This window comes from Sulfitobacter sp. SK011, from assembly GCF_003352065.1.
Taxonomy (GTDB): Bacteria; Pseudomonadota; Alphaproteobacteria; order Rhodobacterales; family Rhodobacteraceae; genus Sulfitobacter.
In genome coordinates, this window is sequence record NZ_CP025803.1 from 3368781 (window position 1) to 3395627 (window position 26847).

Here is a 26847-nt window from a genome sequence, read left to right on the forward strand (position 1 = left end):
CTCACTCCTACCCAACAGGGTCTCATCCATGCACTTTCCACTGGCCGCAGCGTTTTTTCTGTCGATTGTATCATTCGCCGGCGCGCAGACCCTGCCGCCACCAGTTGATGATGCCGCATTCATGCCCGTTGATCTGCAAGAGGCAAAGCTGGGGCAGCTTCTGTTTTACGATCCGATCCTGTCCGGCAATCGGGAAACGGCATGTGCGACCTGCCATCATCCCGATTTTGGCACGTCTGATGGGGTGTCATTGTCGTTGGGCGATGGCGGGATCGGGCTTGGCCCAAATCGGCATGCAGACCCCAAAAACCGGCCAGAAGACCGCATTCCCCGAAATTCCCCCGGCCTTTTTAATCTTGGAGCGACCGAATTTACCGTGCTGTTTCACGACGGTCGGCTTGAGGCGGACCCCACCCGCCCCGGTGGCATTCGCACCCCGATGGACGCCGATATGGAAAGCGGATTTGCATCTGTCCTGGCGGCGCAAACCATGTTTCCGGTGCTCAGCCGTGATGAAATGGCGGGCTCCTACGCCGAAAATGACATTGCCCGCCTTGTCCGGCAGGGGCGGATCACCGGACCGGACGGCGCTTGGGATCTGCTGGCACGTCGCGTCGCGGAACTCCCCGCATACGCCGATGATTTTGCCTCAGTGTATCCTCATATCGCTCAATCAGATGACATTGCGTTCACGGACATCGCTAATGCAATTGCGGCGTTTATTGCCTTTGAATGGCGTTCCGATACCGCGCCTTTTGATGAGGTATTGCGTGGCACCAGTGCGCTAAAGGGCCAGCAACAGGACGGTCTTGATCTTTTCTATGGACCGGCGGGCTGTGCCACCTGCCACGGCGGCCCATTTTTGACCGACCACCAGTTTCACGCGATGGCCGCGCCACAGATAGGGCCGGGCAAGGCCGCAACATTTGAGGATCATCAGCGCGACGAGGGCCGTTTTCGGGTGACCGGGCGCGCCACAGATCGCTTTGCATTTCGCACTCCCTCTTTGCGTAACATCGCTCTGACCGCCCCTTACGGACACGCGGGCGCGCACGCAGATCTGTCGCGGTTTATTGCAGATCATGCAAATCCGGCAGAAAGCTTGGCCCGCTATGACCGCACCCAGGCTGTTTTGCCAAATTTCAAGTCCGAGGATTTCGCGGTGCTTGATGACCCCGCCCAGGTTCAGCAAATCGCCGCCGCAGTTCAGGCCGAACCCGTGGAACTGACCCCCGGCGATATTGCCGCGCTGGTGGCCTTCCTTGACACCCTGACGGACCCGGTGGCCATCACCGGCCGTTTGGGTATCCCGAAAACTGTTCCCAGCGGGTTGGCCGTACCAAGGGTCGATTAGGGTTTGGTCAAACGAACCCGGTCACCCGCCATTGCCTGATGGGTTGATCTGGTGCCGTCCGGCCATTCAACCTCAATCTGCACATCCACGTCCGCGCCCAAACCAAAGTGGCGCGGCAACATTTGCCCGCCCCCGTGACCACCACCAATCACCTGTTGCAGCGTTTGGGTTAATGTTGCCGACCGCACCGTCATGACCGCGCCCACCGCATCGCGGTTTCCGCCTAACTGGTGCAGTGACACGGTGATCCAGTTGCCAGTATCTGCCGTCACATTTCGATAAAGCTCAAGCGCGGCGCGGCGGTTCGACACGATCAGATCCAGACGCCCATCCAGATCAAAATCAACCAAAGCAGCCCCCCGCGACCGATCGGTTGTTGCGACACCTGCGCTCACGGCCACCTCGTGAAAAAAACCATCATCCGACTGCATCAACAGGTTATTCGGGTCGCGCGTCGCCATGCCCGGCATCTGGTCGACGTTGCCTTTTGCAATGAAAAGGTCAGCGCGCCCGTCATTGTCAATATCGCCAAATTCGGCATGCCACCCGGTTGAAGGCCGCCCATCGTCACCCACATGCGGGCGTTGGGCATAGGTTCCGATGGCATAATCTGCGGCTGCATAGCGGCCGTCCGGCAAGGCAAATTGCAACAGTTGATCCCCCATTGAGGTCAACATGACTTCGTCGCGGCCATCCGCATTCAAATCACGACTGGCAATCCCCATGCCCCAAAGGGCGACATTTTTCCAACCGTCCTCAGAGCCAAGATATCGCTGTTCTGCGATGTCCCACATCTGCTCGTGACCACCCTTGACGTAATAGTGCCGGTCATTGGACAGACGCAGGGTTGGCCGGCCCCGCGCATCACGCGCTGCCAGCATCGACAATGGGCAAAACCCGGGCGTGAGAACATTTTCGGCATATCCTTGCGGTTTGGGGCGCAGGATCACATTGTCATCGCAAGCCTCAAATGGCCCGTCAGGGTCGGTCCGATCAACATAATTTCCAATCGCCAAGGTGGGGCGGTCCGCGCCGTCTTCCCACCATGCGGTGAACGCGGTGCTCCATGTGTCTGCCGGCGGAATGCCCATCGCCTCTGTCGCATCGGTGAACCGACATCCGCCCTGCCCCTTCAGAACGCGATTGGCACCAACGCGCAGCACAAAAAGATCCATCAAACCGTCTGCGTCCAGATCTATCGGATAGGCACCAGTCACCCCCAGCACCTTGGGAATGGCAACCTCTGAGAACCTGAAGTCGCCCTCATTGCGTATCATTTTCGCCGGGCTTTCACCGCCTGCCGCAAAAATATCCGCCAACCCGTCATCATCACAGTCAAAAACAGCCAGCCCACCGCCGACAAAATGTTCCCATCCACCATCATAAACATGGGTCGGCAATTGATCCGATCTGTTTTCAAACCTTGGATCAGCAACGGCTGGCCACGCCATTAGGCACATGAGATATGCAGCGTATTTCATGCGCCGGGCATCTCAAGACCACCGGCCATCGTGTTGGTCAGTGCGGCCAAAGCCGGTGCTGTCGCGCCACGTGCCCACACCAGATCGTCCCATTCATGGACCACAATCTTGCAGGGCTGGCGCACATCAGAAAGCGTCAGCTTTTGCATTTCTGCAAAGACCTCATCCGCATAGAAGTAATCATACTGCATCCGATCCCCCGACAGGATGATGAACGGCGGATCAAAAAGCTGCGCCACATTCGACAGCCCAACAGCCAGATAACGACCCGCACGGTTGAATATCGTCTCAGCCGCTGAATTCCCGGCCTTTGCATGTTGAAACAATACCGCCAGCAACGCCTCGGGGTCTTTGCCTTCGACAACATCGGGGCCCAACGCGGTTGCGGCCTCTCGGGTCAGGGCATAATCTCCCAGATAGGCCTCCAGGCACCCGCGCTGACCACAACGACAAAGTGCGCCATCAAGCTGTACTTTGGTATGGCCAAGCTCAAGCCCCACGCCATGTGTCCCACGGTAAAGCTGATTGTTGACCACCAGCCCCATGCCAACGCCATTTTCGATTGTCACGACGGCAAAATCGGTCATGTCACGCCCATCGCCGTACCACAATTCGGCAAGGGTCAGCATGTTGGTGTCGTTGTCGAGGAAAAGCGGCATGTTGAACCGTTTGGCAAACCCCACAGTGATGTCTTGATTGGTGTCCTGCAAAAGAGAGCACCAGTTAATCAGCCCACTGGCATGATCAACGATGCCCGGCACACCGATACCAACCGCATCAATATCAGCGGCCCGTTTTCCGCCATTTTTCAGCACAAGCTCAATTAAAGCGGCGATTTCATCAAGCAATTGTGCCGCGCTGCGCCTTTTCCCAGATGACTTGGCCGTTGCTGTGGTTACAACATTGCCGGCGAAATCGGCCAAAACAGCCGAATGCCGTTTCGACGACAATTTGATCCCGATGACAAACGCCGCATCCGGCACGACCTCCAATGCGACGGGCGGGCGCCCGCGGGCCTGTTCGCGCGCCTGCTCCTCCACTTCGCGCAAAATGCCCGCAGCAATCAGGTCAGCGGTAAGCGTTGTTGCGCTGCCTGCACTTATGTCCAATGCCCGCGTAATGTCGGCACGTGCGGCACGCCCGCTGGCCCTTACATGCTGAAATACCTGCTGTCTGAGCGGTGCATCGCTGGCCTTGCTGCGTTGTAACAACGGGCCACACCCGGCCAGTTTCGAGGTCTTGGCCCCTGTGTCGTCTATATATTTCACCATTTGAATTTAATCCAAGCCTGCGCAGCGCAATTCAGGGGATATTGGCGGTAAAAACCACGTTTGGAAAGTCTTTTCGTATATTTTCGCCTGTTACGGTCAATTTTTACTTTGCAAACTGAATTAAATATGTGCAATCTGGCCAGTGAGTCGCAAGGCTCGTTGTCTGTTTTATACAGAGGACACACCTATGGGAGGAATAACAATGAACAAATATGTAATCGCGGCTGCGGTCGCAGTGTCTGGTTTCGGCAGCGCAGCTTTTGCGGATGGCCACGGCGTAACCGTCGGCGTCAGCTGGTCAAACTTTCAGGAAGAACGTTGGAAAACCGATGAAGCGGCGATCAAGGCAGCTCTTGAAGCGGCTGGCGCAACCTATGTCTCAGCCGATGCACAATCATCATCCGCCAAGCAACTTTCAGACGTTGAAAGCCTGATTGCGCAGGGCGCTGATGCGTTGATCATTCTGGCGCAAGATGCAGCCGCCATTGGCCCAGCCGTTGACGCAGCAGATGCAGAAGGCATTCCAGTGGTCGCCTATGACCGCCTGATCGAAGACAGCCGCGCATTCTATCTGACCTTCGATAACGTCGAAGTTGGCCGGATGCAGGCGCGCGCCGTGCTCGAAGCACAGCCCGAAGGCAACTACGTCATGATCAAGGGCTCGCCCACCGATCCAAACGCCGACTTCCTGCGCGGCGGTCAGCAAGAAGTGCTGCAAGCTGCGATCGACAGCGGCGCGATCACCATCGTGGATGAGGCGTATACCGATGGTTGGTTGCCAGCGAACGCACAGCGCAACATGGAACAGATCCTGACCGCCAACGACAACAAGGTTGACGCGGTTGTGGCATCCAACGACGGCACCGCCGGTGGTGCAGTCGCCGCTTTGACAGCCCAAGGCATGGAAGGCATTCCAGTGTCCGGCCAGGATGGCGACCACGCAGCACTGAACCGTGTGGCACTTGGCACCCAAACCGTCTCGGTTTGGAAAGACGCGCGTGAACTGGGCAAAGCCGCAGGCGAGATTGCCGCCGCTTTGGCAGCCGATGGCGCGGCAACCGTTGACGGGTCAAGCAAATGGACCTCACCAGGTGGCACCGAAATGAATTCGATGTTCCTGGCACCGGTGCCGATCACAGCTGCCAACCTGCAGGTCGTAACGGATGCGGGCTGGATCACGGTCGAGGCACTTTGCCAAGGCGTATCAGGCGGCCCGGCCCCCTGTAACTAAACCCACTGACGAAGCGTTTGGTCGGCTTGACCGACCAGCACGGGACCCCGCTTGCGGGCGGGGTCCACCCCCTTCGCCCATTTCGCATCACGGACATTTGTCAGCCTGAGCATTCCGGCTGATCGCCGCTGAATATCGATGGAGACATCCCATGTCTGACCAAAACGCCCCCCAAACACAGTCAAAACGCAGCTTCCTGCAATCATTGGAAGTCGACACCCGGCTATTGGGGATGATCGGTGCATTTGTACTGGTCTGTCTCGTGTTCAACGTGCTGACGGAGGGTCGTTTCCTGACCCCGCGCAACGTTTTTAACCTGACCATCCAAACAGTTTCAGTGGCGATCATGGCCACCGGGATGGTCTTTGTGATTGTGACCCGCCACATCGACTTGTCGGTCGGCGCGCTTTTGGCCACCTGTACGGCCGTGATGGGCATGACCCAGACTGAATGGCTGCCGCAAATTCTGGGACTGGAACTGGGCCATCCGATGATCCCTTGGATCACCATCGCGATCGGACTGCTGACCGGCGCCGTCATCGGCGGTGCCCAGGGTTGGCTGATCGGTTATCAGGCGATCCCCGCCTTTATCGTGACGCTGGGCGGATTGCTGATCTGGCGCAACGTCGGGTGGTGGATGACGGACGGCGCCACAATCGGCCCCCTTGATCAAACCTTCCTGCTGTTTGGCGGCATCAACGGCACGCTTGGGTCATTTTGGAGCTGGGTCGTGGGCCTGCTTGCAACCGTCGTAGCGCTTTATGCCCTGTGGTCGGGACGCAGCACAAAAAAATCACATGGCTTTCCGGTCAAACCCGCGTGGGCAGAGATGTTGGTCATGGGCTTTATCGCCGCAGCGATCCTTGGCTTCGTGGCGGTCCTGAACGCCTACACTGTGCCGGAACGCGTTATTGCACGTGATCCCGCGGCCTTTGGATGTGAGGTCGCAGAAGGCTGTGTTGCCGCATACGGCCTGCCCTATTCCGTCCTCGTTCTCATCGCTGTTGCGATTGTGATGACCGTGATCGCACTGCGCACCCGCCTGGGGCGCTACATCTTTGCAACCGGCGGCAACCCGGATGCGGCAGAACTTTCGGGCATCAACACACGCCTGCTGACGGTCAAAATCTTTGCGATGGTCGGGGTTCTCTCTGCGCTTGCGGGCGTCGTGGCATCGGCGCGTCTGGGGTATCATACAAACGACATCGGTACGCTGGACGAACTTCGGGTGATTGCCGCAGCCGTGATTGGCGGGACCGCACTTTCCGGCGGACTTGGCACCATTTACGGGGCCATCATCGGTGCCCTGATCATGCAATCGCTGCAATCGGGCATGGCCATGGTCGGGGTAGACGCGCCCTATCAGAACATCGTCGTGGGCGCTGTTTTGGTGCTGGCCGTCTGGATCGACATTCAATACCGCAAGCGAGTGGGAGCGAAATAATGACAACGCCATTGGTTGAAATGAAGAACGTCTCGATTGCATTTGGCGGTGTCAAAGCGGTCGATCACGTGAGCATCGAACTGCACGAAGGCGAAGTTGTGGGCCTGTTGGGCCACAATGGCGCGGGCAAATCGACCCTAATCAAGATGCTGTCGGGTGCTTACAAGATGGATTCTGGCGAAATCTGGATCGAAGGCAAACGCGCCACGATCAATTCACCGCGCGACAGCCGCAATTACAATATTGAGACGATCTATCAAACGCTCGCCCTTGCCGACAATCTTGATGCCGCGTCCAATCTGTTTCTGGGCCGCGAGTTGACGACACCGTTCGGCTTTGTTGATGACAGCCGGATGGAGGCAGAAACCCGCAAGATCATGGCGCGTCTCAATCCAAACTTCAAAAAGCTGAAAGAGCCGGTATCGGCCCTGTCAGGGGGCCAGCGGCAATCAGTTGCGATTGCGCGCGCCGTTTATTTCAACGCCAAGATCCTGATCATGGATGAACCTACCGCGGCCCTTGGGGTGCATGAAACCGCGATGGTGGCGGAATTGATCGGCGAGCTGAAAAAACAAGGTCTGGGGATTTTCCTGATCAGCCACGACACCCGCGAAATGATGGAACTCTGTGACCGGGTATCGGTGATGAAAAACGGCCAGCTGGTTGGCACTGAACGGGTAGAAGATGTGACCGAAGATGATATTCTGTCGATGATCATTCTGGGCAAGAACCCAAAAGCCGCGGCGTAATCCGAAACCCTTCTCAAATTGGTTTCGTCGTTCTTGTCCCGATCAAACTACGAAAGGACCTGTGCCATGACTGACTTTTTCAAAGGTATCCCCAGGATCACCTATCAGGGCATGGAGAGCGACAGCGATTTTGCGTTTCGTCACTACAATCCTGACGAAGTGGTGATGGGCAAACCAATGAAGGACCATCTGCGCTTTGCCTGTGCGTATTGGCATTCCTTTGCCTGGCCCGGTGGCGATCCCTTCGGCGGCCAGACCTTTCAGCGCCCGTGGTTCGACGACACCATGGCAGCGGCCAAACTGAAAGCGGATGTGGCGTTTGAGATGTTTCAGATTTTGGGTGTTCCCTATTTCTGTTTCCACGATGCCGACGTACGCCCCGAAGGTGCGGATTTTGCCGAGAACACCAGAAACCTCCAAGAAATTGTCGATTACTTTGGCCAAAAGATGGACGACACCGGGCTCAAACTGCTTTGGGGCACTGCGAACCTGTTTTCACACCGCCGCTTTATGGCTGGGGCTGCCACAAATCCTGACCCGGATGTCTTTGCCTTTTCGGCGGCGACGATAAAAACCTGCATGGATGCCACGATCAAACTGGGGGGCGAAAACTATGTCCTTTGGGGCGGACGCGAAGGTTATGAAACCCTGCTCAACACCGACATGGGCCGCGAACGCCAACAGGCGGGCCGCATGTTGCAGATGGTTGTCGACTACAAACATAAGACCGGGTTCAAAGGTGCCATCCTGATCGAACCCAAACCGCAAGAGCCAACCAAACACCAATACGATTACGATGTGGCGACCGTTTACGGATTTCTCAAGGACTTTGGCCTTGAGAACGAAGTGCGGGTCAATATCGAACAGGGCCATGCCATTCTGGCAGGTCACACGTTTGAACATGAACTGGCACTGGCGCGTGAATTGGGGATCTTCGGGTCCATCGACATGAACCGCAATGACTATCAATCCGGCTGGGACACCGACCAGTTTCCCAACAATGTACCAGAGATGGCATTGGCTTTTTACGAGGTCCTGCGGGCGGGCGGATTTACCACCGGGGGCACGAATTTCGACGCGAAACTACGCCGCCAATCCCTCGACCCCGAGGACCTGATCCTTGCGCATGTTGGCGGCATGGATGCCTGTGCGGCCGGGCTCAAGGCCGCTGCAGCGATGCTGACAGACGGCAAGCTCGAAGCCGCGCGCACTGCGCGTTACGCAGGCTGGGATACCGATGCGGGCAAATCGCTGATGACCAGCGACCTTGCAAAAATCCATGACCACGTGGTCGCAAAGGGCATCAACCCTGAGCCAAAGTCCGGACGTCAGGAACGGCTTGAAAATCTAGTGAACCGATATCTCTAAGTCGCATGATCGCCGACACCCTGCGGCGCAGGGTCGGCCTTGATGGGCAACATTAGATCAGGCTCTGAAATCGCTGGCGCAGGTTTTTCAGGCGACACGCCTTACGCGCCATCCAACTCATGCGCCCAGGGTGGATTTGCACCGTGCCTGCTGACGGTGATGCCTGCAACCTTCGCACCCATCGCCAAAGCCGAGGCAACCTGTTCGCCCGTGATGTTTTGCAAGGCGTCCGTGCTCAGCAAACCCTGCTCAGATAGCCGCGCCAGAACACCTGCGTTAAAGGTATCGCCTGCGCCAACTGTATCAGCCACCGTGGTGCTTTGTGCGGGCACCTCAACAACACCGTCCGTCCCAAAAAGCCCGGTTGCCCCTTGGCTGCCACGGGTGACAATCACCAACTGCGGCCCCCTGTTCAACAGCATGTCCGCTTTTTCCAGCATCGACAGCGGGCCGGGGACGATCCAATCCAGATCCTCGTCCGACACTTTCAGGATGTTGGTATGGGCAATCAGACGTTCCAGACGGGCGCGGTATGCCGTTTCGTCAGTGACAAAATTCATCCGAATGTTGGGGTCCGCCATGATCACCCTTCTGCCCGCCTCGCGCATTGCAAGGGCCACATAGAAATCCGCAGCAGGCAAATTGATCAGACTGATACCGCCCAGGTAAAGCGCCGTGGTTGCGTCAGGAATAGTAGGGAGATCTTTCGCATCCAACATCCGCCCGGCACTGTTTTCATCAAAAAACAGATAGCTCGCCTGCCCGTTCTTGAGTGTCACAAACGCCAGCGTGGATCGGCGATCAGACATCACCACATTTGCGGTATCGACGTTGCTGTCGGTCAGACCCTGCCGCAGCATGTCACCAAACAGATCGGTTGAAATCCCCGACACAAAACCGACAGGCGCGCCCAAACGCCCAAGCGCAACCGCAGTGTTAAAAACCGCGCCACCCGCATGCGGCGTAAACGCGTCTTTGCCTGCCGCGTCCACGGACGGGATCATATCAATCAACGCTTCACCGCAACAGATGATCATAGCCCGCCCCTTTTGCCGCATAGGCCTGTCCTGTCCCGAAAGGCATAGGCTCAGGCCAAATAGGTTTTCAATGTGTCTTCAGTACCCTTGGTTTGCACCGAATTCAGAGCCGATGCAAACGCCGCAACAAACCCCTCATGACGCCCAAGAGCCCCATAGATATCTTCTTGCGACAACCACGCCGCAGGATCGACCTCGGCGCGGCGCGCGGCGGTCTGCAGGTTGTCCCAGTCAGGATCATTGGCCGGAATGGGGTGGCCCGCATCCGTCTGCCCTTTGCAATACTGACACCACAACGCCGAACCAAGCGCCAGCCCCTCTGGCACATATCCCGCCGCCAAACCATCACGGATGGAGGGAATGACAAACTTCGGTTGACGGTTCGATCCATCATGACAAAGCCGCGTGGTTGTATCGGCCACACCGGGGTTTTCAAACCGCTCACAGATCGAGTCCAGATATTGCGCGGGCGTGAACCCCGGCACCGGGTCTACGTGTTGCAAAACGTCATGGCTCAACACTTTGCGCAGGTATCCGCGGATCAGGTCATTTCCCATCGCATCATGCACAAATTCGATGCCCATCAAGGCGGACGGATAGGCCAAAATCGCGTGGCCCCCGTTCAACAGACGGATTTTCATCCGTTCAAAGGCGTGAATGTCGTCCGTCAGGGTGACGCCGACACGCTCAAACTCGGGGCGGCCATTGACGAATTTATCCTCAAGCACCCATTGCCGGAAAGGTTCGCAAAACACTGGAAAGTTGTCTTTGATGCCAAACTTGGCGCGCAACAGGTCGCGTTCCCGCGCCCCCGTGGCTGGTGTAATCCGGTCGACCATCCCATTGGGAAAACTGACGTTATCTGCGATCCAATTTGCCAGATCAGGATCAAGCGCATGGGCCATTTCCATGATCGCCGCACGCGCCACGTCGCCATTACTGGGCAGGTTGTCGCATGACATCACGGTGAACGCCGGTACACGATCCGCACGCCGCGCCGCGAGACTGGCAAGGATCGCCCCAAAGACGGTGTTGGGCGCAGCAGGGTTCGCGATATCTGCGGAAATGTCAGAGTGTGAGACATCAAAGCTGCCGGTTGAGGCATCCACGAAATAGCCGCCTTCGGTCACTGTCAGCGACACGACTCTGGTCACCGGGTCGGTCATCGCCGCAATCAGGGGCGCGTTGCCTTTTGGCGCGACGTCAACAAAGTCGATCATCGCGCCGACAACATCGGCCTTGTAGGTTTCATGGTCCACCTCGACGACGGAATAAAGCCAGTCTTGTTCTGACAACATCTGCCGCATCTGCGCATCCGGCTGACGCACCCCCGCGCCGCGAATGGCCCAGGCCGGATCACCCCCGGCGTTCAGCAGATCATTGAGGTAGACACCCTGATGAGACCGATGAAAGTTGCCAATGCCAATATGCAGGATACCCGCGCTCAACCGATCACGTGCATAGGTCGGTCGACCCACGCAAGCGGGCAAATCGTCCAGAGAAGATTGGCGTAGCAGAAATGTCATGTCAGCTCATCCACTGTCCGCCGTCGACGTTATACGTCTGCGACACGATATAGTCGGCATCTGATGAGGCGAGAAACACCGCCATGCCGGTCAGGTCCTCAGGCACGGCAAAGCGTCCGGCAGGGACGGATGCGGCAACCTCGGCTTTCTTCTGACCCGGTTTTTTGCCCTCAAGTTTGGCAAACATCGCATCGACATGGTCCCAATGTGCGCCGTCCACGACACCGGGCGCGATGGCGTTGACGTTGATGCCGTGCTTGATCAGGTTCAGCCCCGCCGACTGGGTCATTGAGATCACCGCAGCCTTGGTCGAGCAATAGACCAGCACAAGGCTTTCGCCGCGTCTGCCCGCCTGGCTTGCCATGTTGATGATCTTGCCGCCATGACCTTGGGCAATCATTTGTTTCGCCGCCGCCTGCATCGTGAAAAGCGTACCAGCGACGTTCACGGCGTAAAGCCTGTCATAGCTGGCGCGGGTGATATCGACGGTTTCAGCCACATCAAAAAGTGCTGCGTTGTTGATCACGATATCCAGCTTTCCGGCCTGTGCGACAACCGCTGCGATGGCCGCGTCAATGCTGTCCTGACGGCTGACATCCATCTGCACCGCATAGGCCCCGTCACCAAGCGCACGGGCAGTTTCTTCGGCCGCATCAAGGTTGATATCCGCGATGCCAACTGTGGCCCCCTCTGCCAGAAAGCGTTCTGAAAACCCTTGCCCGATCCCGCGGGCCGCCCCGCTGATCAGCGCCGACTGCCCGTCCAGTCGCTTCATTCTATCCGCAGCCCCTGCGCGTCAAAGCGGTGCAGCTTGTCCATATCAGGTGACAGATAGATGGTGTCGTTGTGGCGCACGTCCAGATCACCGCTGATCCGCACCGTGACCATTTCGGCAAGCCCGGTGTCATGCACATGCACAAAAGTGTCCGACCCCAGATGCTCCGCGACGCCCACGCGGCCTTTCCACTGACCTTCGGTTTTGGACACCTGCATATGTTCCGGGCGCACACCGATGGTGGTCGCGCCGTGTTTTTGTGCCTCGTCTCCGGTAAAGAGGTTCATATTCGGCGACCCGATAAAGCCTGCCACAAAGGTATTCTGCGGACGGTGATAAAGCTCAAGCGGGCTGCCAACCTGTTCGATATTGCCCGCCTGCAACACAACGATCTTGTCAGCCATAGTCATGGCTTCAACCTGATCGTGGGTCACATAGATCATCGTTGTCTCAAGTTCATTGTGCAATTCGCTGATCTCAAGGCGCATGTTGACGCGCAAGGATGCGTCAAGGTTCGACAGGGGTTCATCAAACAGGAACGCCGCAGGTTCGCGCACGATTGCCCGGCCAATGGCCACACGCTGCCGTTGACCGCCAGACAATTGGCCGGGACGACGGTCGATGTAATCAGCAAGGTTCAGGATTGTTGCCGCGTGGTCGACTTTGGCCGCAATCTGATCCTGCGGCATGCCTGCCATTTTCAACGGGAAAGCGATGTTCTTGCGGACCGACATATGCGGATAAAGCGCGTAGGATTGAAACACCATCGCCAGTCTGCGCTTGGCTGGCGGCAGATCCGTCGCGTCTTTGCCGTCGATGCTGATCGTTCCGGACGTCGTGTCTTCGAGACCGGCAATCAGACGCAAAAGCGTGGATTTACCACAACCCGATGGCCCGACGAAAACAACAAACTCACCTTCGTTGATTTCAAGATCCAGTGGCGGAATAACCTGCACATCGCCAAAGCTTTTCGTGACTTGGTTGAGCGTAATTTGTCCCATGTGTCAGGTTCCCTATTTCACCGCGCCGAACGTCAGGCCGCGGACAAGTTGTTTCTGGCTGAACCAGCCAAGGATGAGGATCGGCATGATAGCCATCGTGGATGCCGCGCTGAGCTTTGCGTAAAACAGGCCTTCAGGGCTTGAATAGCTTGCGATAAACGCGGTCAGTGGCGCCGCTTTTGCCGCTGTCAGGTTGAGGGTCCAGAAGGCCTCGTTCCATGCCAGAATGAAGTTCAACAATAAGGTCGACGCGATACCGGGAATCGCCATCGGCGTCAGCACATAAAGGATTTCTGATTTCAGGGTCGCCCCGTCCATCCGCGCCGCTTCCAGGATTTCACCAGGGATTTCACGGAAATAGGTGTACAGCATCCAGACAATGATCGGCAGGTTGATCAACATCAGCACAAACGTCAGACCATAGACATTGTCCAGCAGACCCAGCTTGATGAACAGCAGATAGATTGGGTAAAGAACACCAACCGCCGGCAGCATCTTGGTTGAGAGCATCCAGAGCAGGATATCCTTGGTCCGCTTGGATGGAACAAAGGCCATCGACCATGCGGCAGGCACCGCAATCATAATCCCAAGGATGGTTGACCCCCCCGCGATGAAGATCGAATTCCACAGGAAACGCCCGTAGTTCGACCGTTCCATCACTGTTGAATAGTTTTCCGTCGTCCAGTCAAAGAACAGGAAGATCGGCGGATCGGAGATCGCCTGCGCTTCGGTTTTGAAACTGGTCAGGATGGTCCACAGGATCGGGAAGAAGATCAGCAGACCGATGATCCAGGCAAGTGTCGTGTTGAACGCCTTGCGTTGGTTGGTAACTGAACGTGCCATGTGCCGTCCTCCCTCAGTTATCTAGGTTCTTGCCGACGATGCGCATCAAGAAGATGGCAACGATATTGGCAAGGATGATCGCGTAAACACCGCCCGCAGAGCCAAGCCCGATGTTCTGGCTTTCCAGCACCCGTTGGAAGATCAGATAGGACAATGTCCGGGTGCCGAATGCGCCGCCTGTTGTCACAAAAATCTCGGCAAAGACTGCCAAAAGGAAGATTGTCTGAATCAGGACCACAATGGTGATTGCACGGCTAAGGTGCGGCAGGGTGATGTAGAAAAAGCGTGACAGCGGTGACGCACCGTCCATTTCAGCCGCTTCAAGCTGCTCACTATCCAATGACTGAATGGCGGTAAGCAAGATGAGCGTTGCAAACGGCAGCCACTGCCAGGACACAATCAAAATGAGCGACGGTACCGCCGCGTCTGAAAGCCAACTGACCGGGTCCGCGCCAAAGAACCTCCACAGATGCGCAAACAATCCGTTTGTCGGATCCATAAAGATGTTCTTCCACACCAATGCGGAAACGGTTGGCATGACGAAAAACGGCGCAATGACCAGAATACGAACCGGGCCCTGACCCCACATCGGCTGATCAAGCAAGATCGCCAAAAGAACGCCCAAAGCGATCGTAATAGCCAGGACTCCGCCCAGAATGATGAGCGTCGTGTAAATAGCCGGCCAGAAGGCGCTTGATGTTACAAATCGGACATAATTATCAAATCCTGTCCACCCTTGGTCGCCACCACGCAGCGGCAAATAAGTGCGGAACGAGAACCACAATGTCATGATCAGAGGCACCAACATCCAGCCAAGGAGCAAGATCACTGCGGGTGCCATCATCAGTCTGGCGGCGGATCGGGAAGCTTTGGTGGCCATTGGATGCATCTCCTCCGTTGATGGGCGGCAAGATCAGAGCCCCATCCTTACGTCGTATTGGAAAGCGGAAACAGTAGTGCAGTGAAAAGCAGAGGGCGGGCGAACCGCCCTCTGCTCTGGGTGGCAGTGGCTTACTTGTAGCCGGCTGCTTCCATGGTTTCGTTGGTGATCGCCTGGGCTTTTGCCAGCGCTTCTTCCACGGTCTGCTGACCCGCATACGCGGCAGAGAATTCCTGGCTCACTTCCGTTGCCATACCGGCAAACTCGGGGATCGCGACGAACTGGATACCAACATACGGCACCGGATCAACTGTTGGGTTGGTCGGATCAGCCGCGTTGATAGAATCCAGGGTCATTTGAGCAAACGGAACTTCCAGATACTCAGGTGTCTCATACAGAGATGTCCGCGCACCCGGAGGCACATTGGCCCAGCCTTCCTTGCCAGCAACAAGCTCGATATACGCTTTGCCGGTTGCCCATTCGATGAACTGCTTGGCTTCAGCTTCCTTTTGCGTCCCTGCGGGAACCGCCAAGGCCCAAGCCCAAAGCCAGTTCGCGCGCTTTTCAACACCTTCGTGGTTTGGTGCCAAAGCGAAACCAACTGAATCAGCAACTGTGGAATCGGCACCGGTCACGAAAGATGCCGCAACAGTCGCGTCAATCCACATGCCGCACTTGCCCTGGTTGAACAGCGACAGGTTTTCGTTGAAACCGTTGGTCGCATAACCTTCGGGGCCGTAATCGTTCATCAAGCTGACATAGAAATTCAGCGCTTCAGCCCATTCTGGCTGATCAAACTGTGCGTTCCAGTCCTCATCAAACCAGCGTGCACCGAAAGAGTTGCCAGTCACCGTGATGAATGCACCGCCTTCACCCCAGCCGGCCTTGCCCCGCAGACAGACACCGTTGATGTCTTTCTCAGGATCATCCATTCCAGCAGCTGCTTCGCGGATAAATTCCCATGTCGGGGCATCAGGCATTTCAAGACCTGCTTGCTCCATCAGGTCGGTGCGGTACATCACCATTGAACTTTCGCCGTAAAACGGTGCCGCATAAAGTGTGCCGTCATGGGACAGGCCATCGCGCATGGCGGGCAGAATGTCATCCACGTCGTATTCAGCAGACAGATCATCAAGCGGGACCAACCAGCCGTTGGCACCCCAGATAGGGGTCTCGTACATGCCGATTGTCATGATGTCGAACTGGCCACCTTTGGTGGTGATGTCCGTTGTCACACGCTGGCGCAGTGTATTTTCTTCCAGTGTCACCCATTCGACGGCAATGCCGGTCTCTTCGGTGAAAATATCAGTGTAACCCTGCATGCGCACCATATCGCCGTTGTTCACGGTAGCGATGGTGATTGTTTTTGAATGCCCATCTGCAAATGCCGTTCCGGCAACTGCACACATAGCTGTCGCACCCAACAGGGCGCGTAGTGAATTCTTCATGGTATCCTCCCGTTAAGATATGGGCTTTTGCCCACTACCTAGGCAATTACTCACAAATGGACAGCATTTTGTCAACAAAATTATCGAAAAGCACAACTCTTAAGGGATTTTCAGTGTTTCAGCAGATATTCCGCGCAGGCTTCATCTGTCACCAAACAGTTGATCAATTTACCTTTTAGCGCTGCAAGCAGGCCGGGATATTTGGCTTCCCCCACGGCGATGCCGATGTTTGGCTTGTCGGATGGCTCAACACGCACACCACTGGTGCATACGTCGGACTGATCCATCATATAGGTCCCATTCGAATCAAAGGCCCAGCCGGCGATCTCTCCCACAGCACCGGCGGCCTCCAGCTCGGCCATCGCCTCGGCGGACATGAATCCATCCATGACCATCGGTGCCTTTGCTCCAAGTTCACCCAACCCGACCAAGGTCACATCACAATTGTGGGCAAGCGCCCTGATCCGGGCAACATGCGGCAGGCTGTGAAGAAAATCGCGCTCCTCGCGGTTTGTCGCGATCACGGGCAAAGGCATGGGAAAATACCGCGCGCCGATCTTTTCTGCAAACCGCTGAAGCACCTCATAAAGCGATGCCGATCCGTCAAAATTGGAATTGCCGATCAGCGACACAAGTTTGTGACCCGGACATTCCATTTCGGTCATCTCAGTCGCCACGGCCCGCAAGGTCCGCCCGGTGCCAACCGCGACGGTAAGGTCCGGCTGTCGCAGCAAGACACGTTCGACCTCGCCCGCCCCAACGGCGGCAACCGAGCGAAACGAATCTGCCCGATCCGGCAATGATGGCGCAACGCGCGCGAACTGAAGGTCGAATTTCCGCTTCAGATCGCGTTCCATATTCAGGCAGGCCGCAATGGGGTGATCAAGCCGCACATGCACCAAACCATCCGCAATCGCGCGGGCCACCAACCGCTGTACGCGTTGCCGCGACAGGTCCAGTTCTTCGGCGATCTGGCCCTGTGTCATTCCGGCAAGATAATACATCCACCCCGCCCGCGCGGCGAGGTCATCCGTTGATCCGTCAACTTTGGGTTTTAACTTCATGCGATCCAGTCCGAAGGTATCCCGGCACGTGCGCCTTGGCGGCCATGAATGCGTGAAACCAGAGTGTTTTTCAACCGCCTTCGGATTTAAGACAGGCGTGCTCAGCCCAAAAGCGATGCAATGTGTCGGGGCTGATTGGTGGTCTTATCCAGATGCACAAGGCCGTTTTCCAGCCCGTCAATCCGTCCGAACCCCATGTCATCACGCAATAATTGCGCAGGCAGCGTCGTTGCCATCGCAACGACATCCTGCAGGCCAACACCCACCTGATCCATCACCACTGAAATCGCGCGCCCAAAATCGACGTCCGCCCCGGCCAACGTGCCGTCACCGAGCGTCAATCGGCCGTTTTCGCGCCGCACAATACGCCCGTTCAGCGTGAATTCCTGTATGTCGCAGCCCCCCGTGGCCATCGCGTCCGTCACCAGAAAAATCTGACCCGGTCCATCTTTGGCCACCACGGATTTTGCCGACAGTGCCGCGCGCATCGTGGCTGGGTGAACATGAACCGCATCGGCAATCAGCCCCGCACTCACCGCGGGATGTGTTAGGACAGCACCGACCAACCCCGGCTCCCTGTTGCCAAGCTGGCTCATCGCGTTGAACAAATGGGTGGCACAGGATGCACCGGCGTCGAATGCCGACATGCAGCGGTCAAAACTGGCGTCGGTATGACCCAGCGACACAATCACCCCGGCGGCGGCAAGGGCTGAGATTTGATCGTCCCGCACATTTTCCGGTGCAACCGTCAGCATCACATTGGCTAATCGGTTGGCGGCGTCCAGCAACACAGCGATATCCGCGTCCGTCATCGGACGGATCAAGCTGGGGTCATGCGCCCCCTTGCGGGCCACTGACAGATGTGGACCTTCCAAATGGATCCCGATGATCCCTGGCAATTTTTCGTCAATGGCACGCGCCACCGCATCGATTGCCGCCCGGGTGCGATCGGGCGTATCGGTGATCAACGTGGGCAACAACGCCGCCGTTCCCGTCGTTGCATGGGCCTTGGCCATGACCTGCAATGTTTCGACGGTCTGGGCGTCATTGAACATCACGCCGCCGCCGCCGTTCACCTGCAAATCCACAAATCCCGGCGCAATGATACCACCGTCAAGGTGCTGTGTGGCACATCCCATTGGCACATCGTCCGATGAAACAACCGCAACCGACCCATCCGCACGCGCCATAAGTGCGGCACCCTTGTGCAACGTCAGACCATCATGAATGTCTGCCCCAATGAGGGCCGTTTCGCGCGCTGTCATACGGTTTCTGTTACCTTCTTTAGGTGCCGTGGTGCATCCGGGTTGATGCCGCGCGATGTTGCGACCTGTTCAACCATCGCATAAAAACTCGCAATCAGTGCAATCGGATCGGTCAGGCCATGCCCGGACCGAACGGTCGGCAACGCTGTCGCCTTCTTGACCTGATCTGTGGTGGCAAAAACCGCCGCACCCTTGTCTGCAATCTGGTCCGCGACACCCGCCAAAGCCAGTTCCGCCTCATCCGCTGCGCAAAGCGCCAGCACTGGAAATCCCGCGTCCACAATCGACACCGGCCCGTGCAGGACCTCAGCCGAAGAATAGGATTCCGCGTGCAACTGACAGGTTTCCTTGAATTTCAAAGCCGCCTCATTCGAGATCGCAGAAGCCGGGCCGCGGCCCAGACAAAAGAGCGAATTGCGGCTGCCCAGCGCGTCGATAACCTGGCTCCAGTCTTGGCGCACGGCCTTTTCCAGATGGTCAGGCAAGCCATGGATCGCTGCCAAAAGCGCCGCATCCTGCGCGCATTCAGCCAAGAGCCAAATGCCGACAACTGCAGAGTTCACAAAGGTCTTTGTCGCCGCCACGCTCAGTTCCGGTCCCGCCTCAAGGTACAAGGTATGATCGCTGACCTGTGCCAGAGGCGACGCAGGATCATTGGTGAGTGCAATCGACAACGCACCACCTGCGCGCGCCATCCGCGCCATTTCAACGATATCCGGGCTTTGACCGGACTGAGACACCGACAGGCATGCGCTGCCCGCAAGGTTCAGCTTGCGGTGATAGACCGACGCGATTGACGGCCCCACCGATGCGATCGGCGTCCCGCTTAACAGTTCGGATGCATATTTCAGATAGGTCGCCACATGGTCGGATGAACCACGGGCCACGCTGACCAGAAATCCCGGGTTGCGCGCGCGAAGCGCATCGGCTGCGGCCCGCACGGCATCGCCTTGAGTGTCCAGAAGCCGCGCCGCAGCTTGTGGGATTTCCAGCACCTCCTGGCGCATCTGGGTTTGGGTGGCACTCATGTCTCTGGTTCCTTTGCAAGGCGCAGCTCTGCCACGAAATTATAGGCATCGCCGCGATAAATGGATTGGGTGAATTCGACGATACGGCCATCTGCCAGATACGAGGTCCGCTCGATCCGCAGGCCCGCCTCGCCTTCGTTTACCGCCAGAAGCTCTGCATCCGCAGGCCCCAGATTGATCGCTGAAATTTTCTGAAGTGCGCGCACCGGGCGCAGGCCAGTTGCCTCAAGAACTTCGTAAAGCGAGGTGGTCACCTCCAGCGGATTTGGCAAAATCGTTGTGGGCAACGACGCCCGTTCAATTGCCATCGGCTTACCATCTGCCGTGCGCAAACGCGCGACCCGCGACACGGATGCATCCTGCGACATCCCAAGCGCCACCACTTCGTCGGGCGAGGGCATGAAAACCCCCCGTTCCAGCCAAACACTGGTCGAGGCCATGCCGCGTCTGGTCATATCCTCGGTAAAGGATGTGAGCCGCGACAAAGATTGCTCGATCTGCGGTGTATCTGTCGCCACAAAGGACCCGAACCCTTGTTTCTGAACAACGATTCCATCTTCAGCCAGCGATTTGATTGCTTTGCGCACCGTCACCCGCGACAGATCAGTGATCGTCGCGATGATCCGTTCAGGCGGCAATGACGCACCGGGCTTCAGGATACGCTGGTCAATGCCGTCGGTCAGCCGCTGACGCAGTTGAACATAGCGCGGACCCGCATCGGGTCGCAACCAAAGTGCCGGGTCCAGAAATTCTGGAACATTCATACGCGCACCCCTTTCAGACACGTCAGGCACCCCACAAAAATGGAAACTCCGGCGGCGAGCATGGCTTCAATGGAATCGAACATACGATACCTTTATAATACCTTTTCCAAGAAAGGAAGGCCAATTGTCAGGAAAACATCGTTATTTGCGACCATGAAACTAAATTCTGGACAAATGGTATTATAAAGGTATGGTATTTCCAAAGAGGATAGAATCGCATGCTGCTGCGCCAGACAGAAAACCTGCCAGATCACCCTGCCATTGATGCAGTTGGTCCTGACGTGGCCGCAAAGATGATGCTCGACGCTCAGGTTGCGGCCGTTGGGGCCATCGCAGGGGCAAGCGACGCCATCACCCGCGCCGCACAGGTTATGGCGGACACCATCACGTCTGGTGGCACGCTGATTTATGCCGCCGCAGGCAGTTCAGGCTTGATGGCTTTGGCCGATGTTTGTGAATTGCCCGGCACCTTTGGCATCCCCACCGATCAGTTGCGCCTGCATATGGCCGGCGGTGTCCCTGCGGACGGACACATGCCCGGCCAGACCGAGGATGACACTGACCAAGCTGATGCAATTGCCGCTGATATCACGCAAAACGATTGCCTCATCGCACTCAGCGCCAGCGGATCAACGCCTTTCCCGGTTGCCATCGCCGAAAAAGCCGCCGCGCGCGGGGCATCTGTGATCGGCATTGCCAATAACCCTGACACGCCCCTGCTTAACATCGCGGACATTGCGGTCTGCATTCACACCCCGCCAGAGGTGCTTGCCGGGTCCACCCGGTTGGGCGCGGGGACGGCACAAAAAGTCGCCCTGAATATGATGTCGACGCTCATGGGTCTGCACCTTGGTCATGTGTATCAGGGCCGCATGGTCAATCTGATCGCCGACAATGCGAAACTGCGCGAACGCGCCGCAGGCATCGTGCGCACCATCGCAGGTGTAACGGACCAAAAGGCGCAAACCGCGCTCGAAACGGCCAACGGCAATGTAAAGGTTGCCATCCTGATTGCCTCGGGTCTGGACCCTGTCCAGGCCCAACAGGCATTGAAAGTCCACAAGGGGCACCTTGGCCCCTGCCTGGCACGAAACGACTAAGATCAACGAAGACCACCCAAAGGGAGAAACCAAATGAACAAACATACTTTCACCGCCACTCTGCTGGCCACAACCATGTTGACGGGCGCGGCCTTTGCCGAAGATGTCACGCTGACCATCGAAAGCTGGCGCAATGATGACCTTGCCATCTGGCAGGACAAAATCATTCCTGCATTTGAGGCTGAAAACCCTGGCATCAAAGTCAAATTCACCCCTTCCGCACCTGCAGAATACAACGCTGTGCTGAACTCCAAGCTCGATGCAGGCTCCGCTGGTGACATCATCACCTGCCGTCCGTTTGACGCGTCTTTGGCGCTGTTTGAGGCCGGACATCTGGCCGATGTGACAGACCTGGAAGGCATGAAAAACTTTTCCGACGTCGCCAAGTCCGGCTGGAGCACCGATGATGCCGCCACGCAATTCTGTGTGCCGATGGCTTCGGTGATCCACGGCTTCATCTACAACAAGGACGCCTTTGCAGAGCTGGGTCTTGAAGTCCCAAAGACCGAAGACGAGTTCTTTGCAGCGCTCGAAACGATCAAGGAAGACGGCACCTATATTCCAATGTCGATGGGCACCAACGACCAGTGGGAAGCCGCCACAATGGGCTATAACAACATCGGTCCAAACTATTGGAAAGGTGAAGAAGGCCGCCTTGCATTGCTGGCAGGCGACCAGAAACTGACCGACGAGGCATGGGTTGCCCCTTACCGCCAGTTGGCAAAGTGGGGTCCGTATCTGGGTGACGGTTACGAGGCGCAGACCTATCCTGACAGCCAGAACATTTTCACCCTTGGCCGCGCTGCGATTTATCCAGCGGGATCATGGGAAGTGTCTGGGTTCAACAGCCTTGTTGATTTTGAAATGGGCGCGTTCTATCCGCCTGTCCAGGCCGCGGGCGACACATGCTACATTTCGGATCACACCGACATTGGCATCGGCATGAACGCAAAAACGGCGCATCCTGAGGCGGCCAAAACCTTCCTGAACTGGGTTGGCTCGACTGAGTTTGCGACACTTTATGCAAACGCGCTGCCCGGCTTCTTTCCGCTGTCAAATGGCGAAGTCGCGCTCGAAGATCCGCTCGCGCAAGAGTTCATCTCATGGCGCGGCGAATGTGAAAGCTCGATCCGGTCCACCTATCAGGTCCTGTCACGCGGCACGCCGAACCTCGAAAACGAGACATGGAATGCCTCAGTCCAGGTGATCAAGGGCGAAGAAACCCCTGAAGACGCGGGCAAGCGTCTGCAGGATGGCCTTGCCAGCTGGTACGACCCACAAAAATAAGACGACCTGCCCCAAAGGTTGAACATCTTTGGGGCAGCCACCGCTTTGATCAGTGGTTTCACGACGGCGCGTTGGCCGGCGCGGAACAAACTCACCCCCACGCAGTCATCAACCGTAGGATTCCCCCATGTCACATGAGCTACCCAAGCGCCGGACCCGTTGGCACATCGCCGTTTTTCTGGCCCCAGCCGTGTTGATTTATACGGCAGTGATGATTTATCCGCTTTTTAACACATTGCGCCTGTCGCTTTTCACCGAAGTTGACCAGAGCCGTGTGTTCGTCGGCCTTCAGAATTTCCGCACATTGTTCGGAGATACCGTCTGGTCCACCCAATTCTGGAACGCGCTTGGCAATAACTTCTGGTTCTTCATCGTCCACATGCTGGTGCAGAACCCCATCGGCGTGGCCCTTGCCGCGATCCTCAGCCATCCGCGCCTGCGCTTTGCTGCATTTTACCGCTCTGCCATCTTTATTCCCACGATCCTGTCCTTTGTGATTGTCGGATTTGCATGGAAGCTGATCCTCTCGCCGATCTGGGGCATTGCGCCGGACATGCTGGACTCGATTGGCCTCAAGTTCCTTTATGCGCCGTGGTTGGGCAAAGAAGAATACGCGCTCACCGCCCTTTCGCTGGTTTCGGTCTGGCAGTTTGTCGGCATCCCTATGATGTTGATCTATGCCGCGCTGCTGTCGATCCCCGATGAGATTCTGGAGGCCGCCGAGGTCGAAGGCATCACCGGGCTGGCCGCCTTCTGGAAGATCAAGCTGCCACTGATCCTGCCCAGCATCGGCATCATTTCGATCCTGACGTTTGTGGCCAACTTCAACGCTTTCGATCTGATCTATGCCGCCCAGGGCGCGCTGGCCGGACCGAACTTTAGCACCGATATTCTGGGCACCTTCATGTACCGCACCTTCTTTGGCTTTCAGCTGCAATTGGGTGATCCGCACATGGGATCCACCATCGCGTCAGCCATGTTTGCAATCATTCTGGTGGGGGTATGTCTTTACCTCTTTGGCATCCAGTCGCGCATGCGCCGCTACCAGTTCTGAGGAGAAAGCAAATGAACACCGCACGTCAGAACCGCCTCAACACCTTTGCCGCCCACGGCGCATTGATCCTCTATACGCTGATCGCGCTCTTCCCGGTCTTTGTGATTGTGATCAACAGCTTCAAGACCCGCAAAGCAATCTTTCGCGAACCCCTTTCCCTGCCCGACGCAGACAGCTTTTCACTCATCGGCTATCAGACAGTGCTGAAACAGGGCGATTTTTTCCTCTACTTTCAGAACTCGATGATTGTGACGGTGGGCTCGCTCACCCTGATCCTGCTCTTCGGCGCAATGGCCGCCTTTGCGCTGGCCGAGTATCGGTTCAAGGGCAACATGGTGATGGGGCTTTACCTTGCACTTGGCATCATGATCCCGATCCGCATCGGCACAGTCGCAATCCTTGAAATGATGGTGCAGACCGGGCTGGTGAACACGCTTTGGGCGCTGATCCTGGTTTATACCGCTCAGGGTTTGCCGCTGGCTGTTTTCATCCTGTCCGAATTCATGCGCCAGGTCAGTGACGATCTGAAAAACGCGGGCCGCATTGATGGCCTGTCAGAATACCGCATCTTTTTCCGCCTTGTCCTGCCGCTGGTGCGCCCGGCCATGGCGACGGTCGCGGTGTTCAACATGATCCCGATCTGGAACGACCTGTGGTTCCCGCTGATCCTTGCGCCTGCCGAAGAAGTGAAAACACTGACGCTCGGCTCGCAGGTCTTTATCGGGCAGTTTGTCACCGACTGGAACGCGGTTCTGTCCGCCCTGTCGCTTGCCATCCTGCCGGTCATGGCGCTCTACGTGATCTTCTCGCGTCAGTTGATCCGCGGCATCACATCAGGGGCGGTGAAATGAGGGTTCTCATTGCCGGTCTGGGCAACATGGGGCTCAGCCATGCGCTGGCCCACCACAACCACCCCGACGCAGAGATTGTCGGGCTGGTGAACCGATCCGGCACAGTCGATCATCCCGACTTGCAAGGGTATCCGGTTTATACCGATTACCATGCTGCTTTGGCCGAAACCAAACCCGACCTCGTGTGCATCGCCACCTATTCCGACAGCCACGCAGAATATGCCATCGCCGCGATGGACGCGGACGCGCATGTGTTTGTGGAAAAACCGCTGGCAACCACCGTGGCCGATGCACAGGCTGTGGTGGACAAGGCTGCACAAACGAACCGCAAGCTTGTGGTCGGCTATATCCTGCGCCATCACCCCGCGTGGCAGCGCCTGATTGCCGAGGCCCGCAATCTGGGTGGTCCTTTCGTGTTCCGCATGAACCTGAACCAGCAATCCGATGGCCCCACATGGGAAACCCACAAAGCGCTGATGCAAACCACATCGCCGCTGGTCGATTGCGGCGTGCATTACGTCGACGTGATGTGCCAGATCACCGATGCCAAACCGGTGCGTGTCAACGGTATGGGCCTGCGCCTCTCGGATGAAATTGCCCCCGACATGTACAACTACGGCCAGCTTCAGGTGGTGTTCGAGGACGGATCTGTCGGCTGGTACGAGGCTGGCTGGGGACCGATGATGTCCGAAACCGCCTTCTTTGTGAAAGACGTGGTGTCGCCCAGGGGGTCCGTGTCGATCCGCGATGCCGACAAAGGCGCATCCGATGATGTTGATGGCCACACCCGCGTCGGCACCCTGCTTGTCCACACCCAAGCGGGCGACCGCGAGATCGAAATGCCTGATGAACCGGGGCACCAGGAACTCTGTGATACCGAACAGGCCTATATGGTGAACGCCATCGCCGATGACACTGACCTGACCCGCCACATGAATGACGCCGTGCAATCGCTGGCGATCTGTCTTGCCGCTGACGAAAGCATCCGCACCGGCCAACCCGTTACTCTGGGAGAACGCAAATGACCGCTCTGAAACTTGAGAAAATCTGTAAATCCTTTGGCTCTGTTAAAGTCCTCAAAGACATTGATCTGGTTGTAGAAGACGGTGAATTTGTCGTCTTTGTCGGCCCGTCGGGCTGTGGCAAATCCACCCTTTTGCGGGTTATTGCGGGGCTTGAGGATGCAACCTCTGGCACCGTGGCCATCGGCGGTGATGTGGTGAACAACACTGCCCCCTCCAAGCGTGGCATCGCGATGGTGTTTCAGTCTTACGCGCTTTATCCGCACCTGACTGTGCGCGATAACATGACGCTTGGCCTCAAGCAGGAAAAGCAGCCAAAGAACGTTATTGACGAACGGGTGAACAAGGCCGTTCAAATGCTCGATCTGACCGCGTATGTCGATCGCAGGCCATCGGACCTGTCGGGGGGGCAACGCCAGCGGGTTGCCATTGGCCGGGCGATTGTGCGCGAACCCAAACTGTTTCTCTTTGACGAACCCCTGTCCAACCTGGATGCCGCCCTGCGGATGAACACCCGGATCGAGATTGCCGATCTGCACCGCAAGCTCAGCGCGTCGATGATCTATGTAACCCACGATCAGACCGAAGCCATGACATTGGCGGACAAGATCGTCGTGCTGCGCGACGGACGTGTCGAACAGACCGGCAGCCCGATGGAACTTTACAACAATCCTGCCAATCAATTCGTTGCGGGTTTCCTTGGATCGCCCTCAATGAATTTCCTGACCCGTTCAGTGGCTGGCCTGCCACAGGGCACGACCCTTGGCGTGCGGCCCGAACATCTGGCGTTGGCTGATGATGGCCAGATCAAAGGGCGCATCACCCATGTGGAGCGCTTGGGCGGCGACACCAACCTGCTTGTCACCACGGCCGAGGATGAAACGCTGACCGTGCGCCTGTTTGGGCAACATATGGCAAATGTCGGGGATGCGGTGACGCTGGGCTTTGATGCCGCACATACGTTCCATTTTGATGCCGATGGCAAGCGCATCAACAAGAAATAA

General features: G+C 57.1%; 24 protein-coding genes. 11 read left to right on the forward strand and 13 right to left on the reverse strand.

Going from position 1 to position 26847, the window contains the following annotated elements; translation table 11 throughout:
* Positions 1–28 precede the first annotated feature (28 nt).
* Positions 29–1354 carry a cytochrome-c peroxidase gene (locus tag C1J02_RS16520; RefSeq protein WP_114879560.1) on the forward strand — a complete coding sequence of 442 codons (1326 nt, stop codon included), beginning with the start codon at positions 29–31 and terminating at the stop codon, positions 1352–1354.
* Here C1J02_RS16520 and C1J02_RS16525 read toward each other — a convergent pair.
* Together C1J02_RS16525 and C1J02_RS16530 are read right to left on the reverse strand one after the other, a co-directional pair.
* The gene (locus C1J02_RS16525; RefSeq protein ID WP_114879561.1) at positions 1351–2835 is read right to left on the reverse strand and encodes a CRTAC1 family protein; all 1485 of its coding nucleotides are present in this window, start codon (positions 2833–2835) and stop codon (positions 1351–1353) included. The two genes, C1J02_RS16520 and C1J02_RS16525, sit on opposite strands and share 4 nt — an antisense overlap.
* Positions 2832–4106 (reverse strand): ROK family protein, encoded by a 1275-nt coding sequence (locus C1J02_RS16530; RefSeq protein ID WP_114879562.1) that lies wholly within the window; start codon positions 4104–4106, stop codon positions 2832–2834. The genes C1J02_RS16525 and C1J02_RS16530 overlap by 4 nt, the downstream gene beginning before the upstream one ends.
* Positions 4107–4308: 202 nt before the next feature.
* Here C1J02_RS16530 and xylF point away from each other — a divergent pair, with 202 nt between their 5' ends.
* From xylF to xylA, 4 genes are all read left to right on the forward strand, one after another.
* Positions 4309–5337 carry a D-xylose ABC transporter substrate-binding protein gene (gene xylF / locus C1J02_RS16535; RefSeq protein ID WP_114879563.1) on the forward strand — a complete coding sequence of 343 codons (1029 nt, stop codon included), beginning with the start codon at positions 4309–4311 and terminating at the stop codon, positions 5335–5337.
* A gap of 151 nt (positions 5338–5488) precedes the next feature.
* A complete protein-coding gene (locus C1J02_RS16540; protein ID WP_114879564.1) occupies positions 5489–6781 on the forward strand; it encodes a sugar ABC transporter permease in 1293 nt (430 codons plus the stop codon).
* The gene (locus tag C1J02_RS16545; protein ID WP_114879565.1) at positions 6781–7530 is read left to right on the forward strand and encodes an ATP-binding cassette domain-containing protein; all 750 of its coding nucleotides are present in this window, start codon (positions 6781–6783) and stop codon (positions 7528–7530) included. The genes C1J02_RS16540 and C1J02_RS16545 overlap by 1 nt, the downstream gene beginning before the upstream one ends.
* 66 nt (positions 7531–7596) lie before the next feature.
* The gene (gene xylA / locus C1J02_RS16550; protein ID WP_114879566.1) at positions 7597–8898 is read left to right on the forward strand and encodes a xylose isomerase; all 1302 of its coding nucleotides are present in this window, start codon (positions 7597–7599) and stop codon (positions 8896–8898) included.
* Positions 8899–8999: 101 nt separating this feature from the next.
* Here xylA and C1J02_RS16555 read toward each other — a convergent pair whose 3' ends face one another.
* The 11 genes from C1J02_RS16555 to C1J02_RS16605 all read right to left on the reverse strand — a co-directional run bounded on the left by C1J02_RS16555 (position 9000) and on the right by C1J02_RS16605 (position 20529).
* On the reverse strand, positions 9000–9935 hold the full coding sequence (locus C1J02_RS16555) for a carbohydrate kinase (protein ID WP_114879567.1): 936 nt from the start codon (positions 9933–9935) through the stop codon (positions 9000–9002).
* Positions 9936–9985: 50 nt separating this feature from the next.
* Positions 9986–11425 carry a mannitol dehydrogenase family protein gene (locus tag C1J02_RS16560; protein ID WP_162798404.1) on the reverse strand — a complete coding sequence of 480 codons (1440 nt, stop codon included), beginning with the start codon at positions 11423–11425 and terminating at the stop codon, positions 9986–9988.
* A gap of 37 nt (positions 11426–11462) precedes the next feature.
* Positions 11463–12236 (reverse strand): L-iditol 2-dehydrogenase, encoded by a 774-nt coding sequence (locus tag C1J02_RS16565; protein ID WP_114879569.1) that lies wholly within the window; start codon positions 12234–12236, stop codon positions 11463–11465.
* Positions 12233–13237: an ABC transporter ATP-binding protein gene (locus tag C1J02_RS16570; protein WP_114879570.1), complete on the reverse strand. Its 1005-nt coding sequence runs from the start codon at positions 13235–13237 to the stop codon at positions 12233–12235. Before C1J02_RS16570 ends, C1J02_RS16565 begins: the two co-directional genes overlap by 4 nt.
* A 12-nt stretch (positions 13238–13249) precedes the next feature.
* Complete coding sequence (locus C1J02_RS16575) at positions 13250–14080, reverse strand: carbohydrate ABC transporter permease (protein WP_114879571.1); 831 nt, start codon at positions 14078–14080, stop codon at positions 13250–13252.
* Positions 14081–14093: 13 nt separating this feature from the next.
* On the reverse strand, positions 14094–14960 hold the full coding sequence (locus C1J02_RS16580) for a carbohydrate ABC transporter permease (RefSeq protein ID WP_114879572.1): 867 nt from the start codon (positions 14958–14960) through the stop codon (positions 14094–14096).
* Positions 14961–15091: 131 nt separating this feature from the next.
* Complete coding sequence (locus C1J02_RS16585) at positions 15092–16408, reverse strand: sugar ABC transporter substrate-binding protein (RefSeq protein WP_114879573.1); 1317 nt, start codon at positions 16406–16408, stop codon at positions 15092–15094.
* A 110-nt stretch (positions 16409–16518) separates the two neighbouring features.
* Positions 16519–17472 carry a sugar-binding transcriptional regulator gene (locus C1J02_RS16590; protein WP_114879574.1) on the reverse strand — a complete coding sequence of 318 codons (954 nt, stop codon included), beginning with the start codon at positions 17470–17472 and terminating at the stop codon, positions 16519–16521.
* A gap of 101 nt (positions 17473–17573) precedes the next feature.
* Positions 17574–18737 (reverse strand): N-acetylglucosamine-6-phosphate deacetylase, encoded by a 1164-nt coding sequence (nagA, locus tag C1J02_RS16595; RefSeq protein WP_114879575.1) that lies wholly within the window; start codon positions 18735–18737, stop codon positions 17574–17576.
* On the reverse strand, positions 18734–19765 hold the full coding sequence (locus C1J02_RS16600) for an SIS domain-containing protein (protein ID WP_114879576.1): 1032 nt from the start codon (positions 19763–19765) through the stop codon (positions 18734–18736). Before C1J02_RS16600 ends, nagA begins: the two co-directional genes overlap by 4 nt.
* Positions 19762–20529: a GntR family transcriptional regulator gene (locus tag C1J02_RS16605; protein WP_114879577.1), complete on the reverse strand. Its 768-nt coding sequence runs from the start codon at positions 20527–20529 to the stop codon at positions 19762–19764. The genes C1J02_RS16600 and C1J02_RS16605 overlap by 4 nt, the downstream gene beginning before the upstream one ends.
* Before the next feature lie 218 nt (positions 20530–20747).
* Between C1J02_RS16605 and C1J02_RS16610 the strand changes: the two genes are divergently transcribed.
* The 6 genes from C1J02_RS16610 to C1J02_RS16635 all read left to right on the forward strand — a co-directional run bounded on the left by C1J02_RS16610 (position 20748) and on the right by C1J02_RS16635 (position 26847).
* A complete protein-coding gene (locus C1J02_RS16610) occupies positions 20748–21629 on the forward strand; it encodes an N-acetylmuramic acid 6-phosphate etherase (RefSeq protein ID WP_114879578.1) in 882 nt (293 codons plus the stop codon).
* Positions 21630–21662: 33 nt separating this feature from the next.
* Complete coding sequence (locus tag C1J02_RS16615) at positions 21663–22916, forward strand: ABC transporter substrate-binding protein (RefSeq protein WP_114879579.1); 1254 nt, start codon at positions 21663–21665, stop codon at positions 22914–22916.
* 127 nt (positions 22917–23043) lie between these two features.
* On the forward strand, positions 23044–23970 hold the full coding sequence (locus C1J02_RS16620; RefSeq protein WP_114879580.1) for a carbohydrate ABC transporter permease: 927 nt from the start codon (positions 23044–23046) through the stop codon (positions 23968–23970).
* A gap of 11 nt (positions 23971–23981) precedes the next feature.
* Positions 23982–24821: a carbohydrate ABC transporter permease gene (locus C1J02_RS16625; RefSeq protein WP_114879581.1), complete on the forward strand. Its 840-nt coding sequence runs from the start codon at positions 23982–23984 to the stop codon at positions 24819–24821.
* Positions 24818–25846: a Gfo/Idh/MocA family protein gene (locus C1J02_RS16630; protein ID WP_114879582.1), complete on the forward strand. Its 1029-nt coding sequence runs from the start codon at positions 24818–24820 to the stop codon at positions 25844–25846. Before C1J02_RS16625 ends, C1J02_RS16630 begins: the two co-directional genes overlap by 4 nt.
* Complete coding sequence (locus C1J02_RS16635) at positions 25843–26847, forward strand: ABC transporter ATP-binding protein (protein WP_114879583.1); 1005 nt, start codon at positions 25843–25845, stop codon at positions 26845–26847. The genes C1J02_RS16630 and C1J02_RS16635 overlap by 4 nt, the downstream gene beginning before the upstream one ends.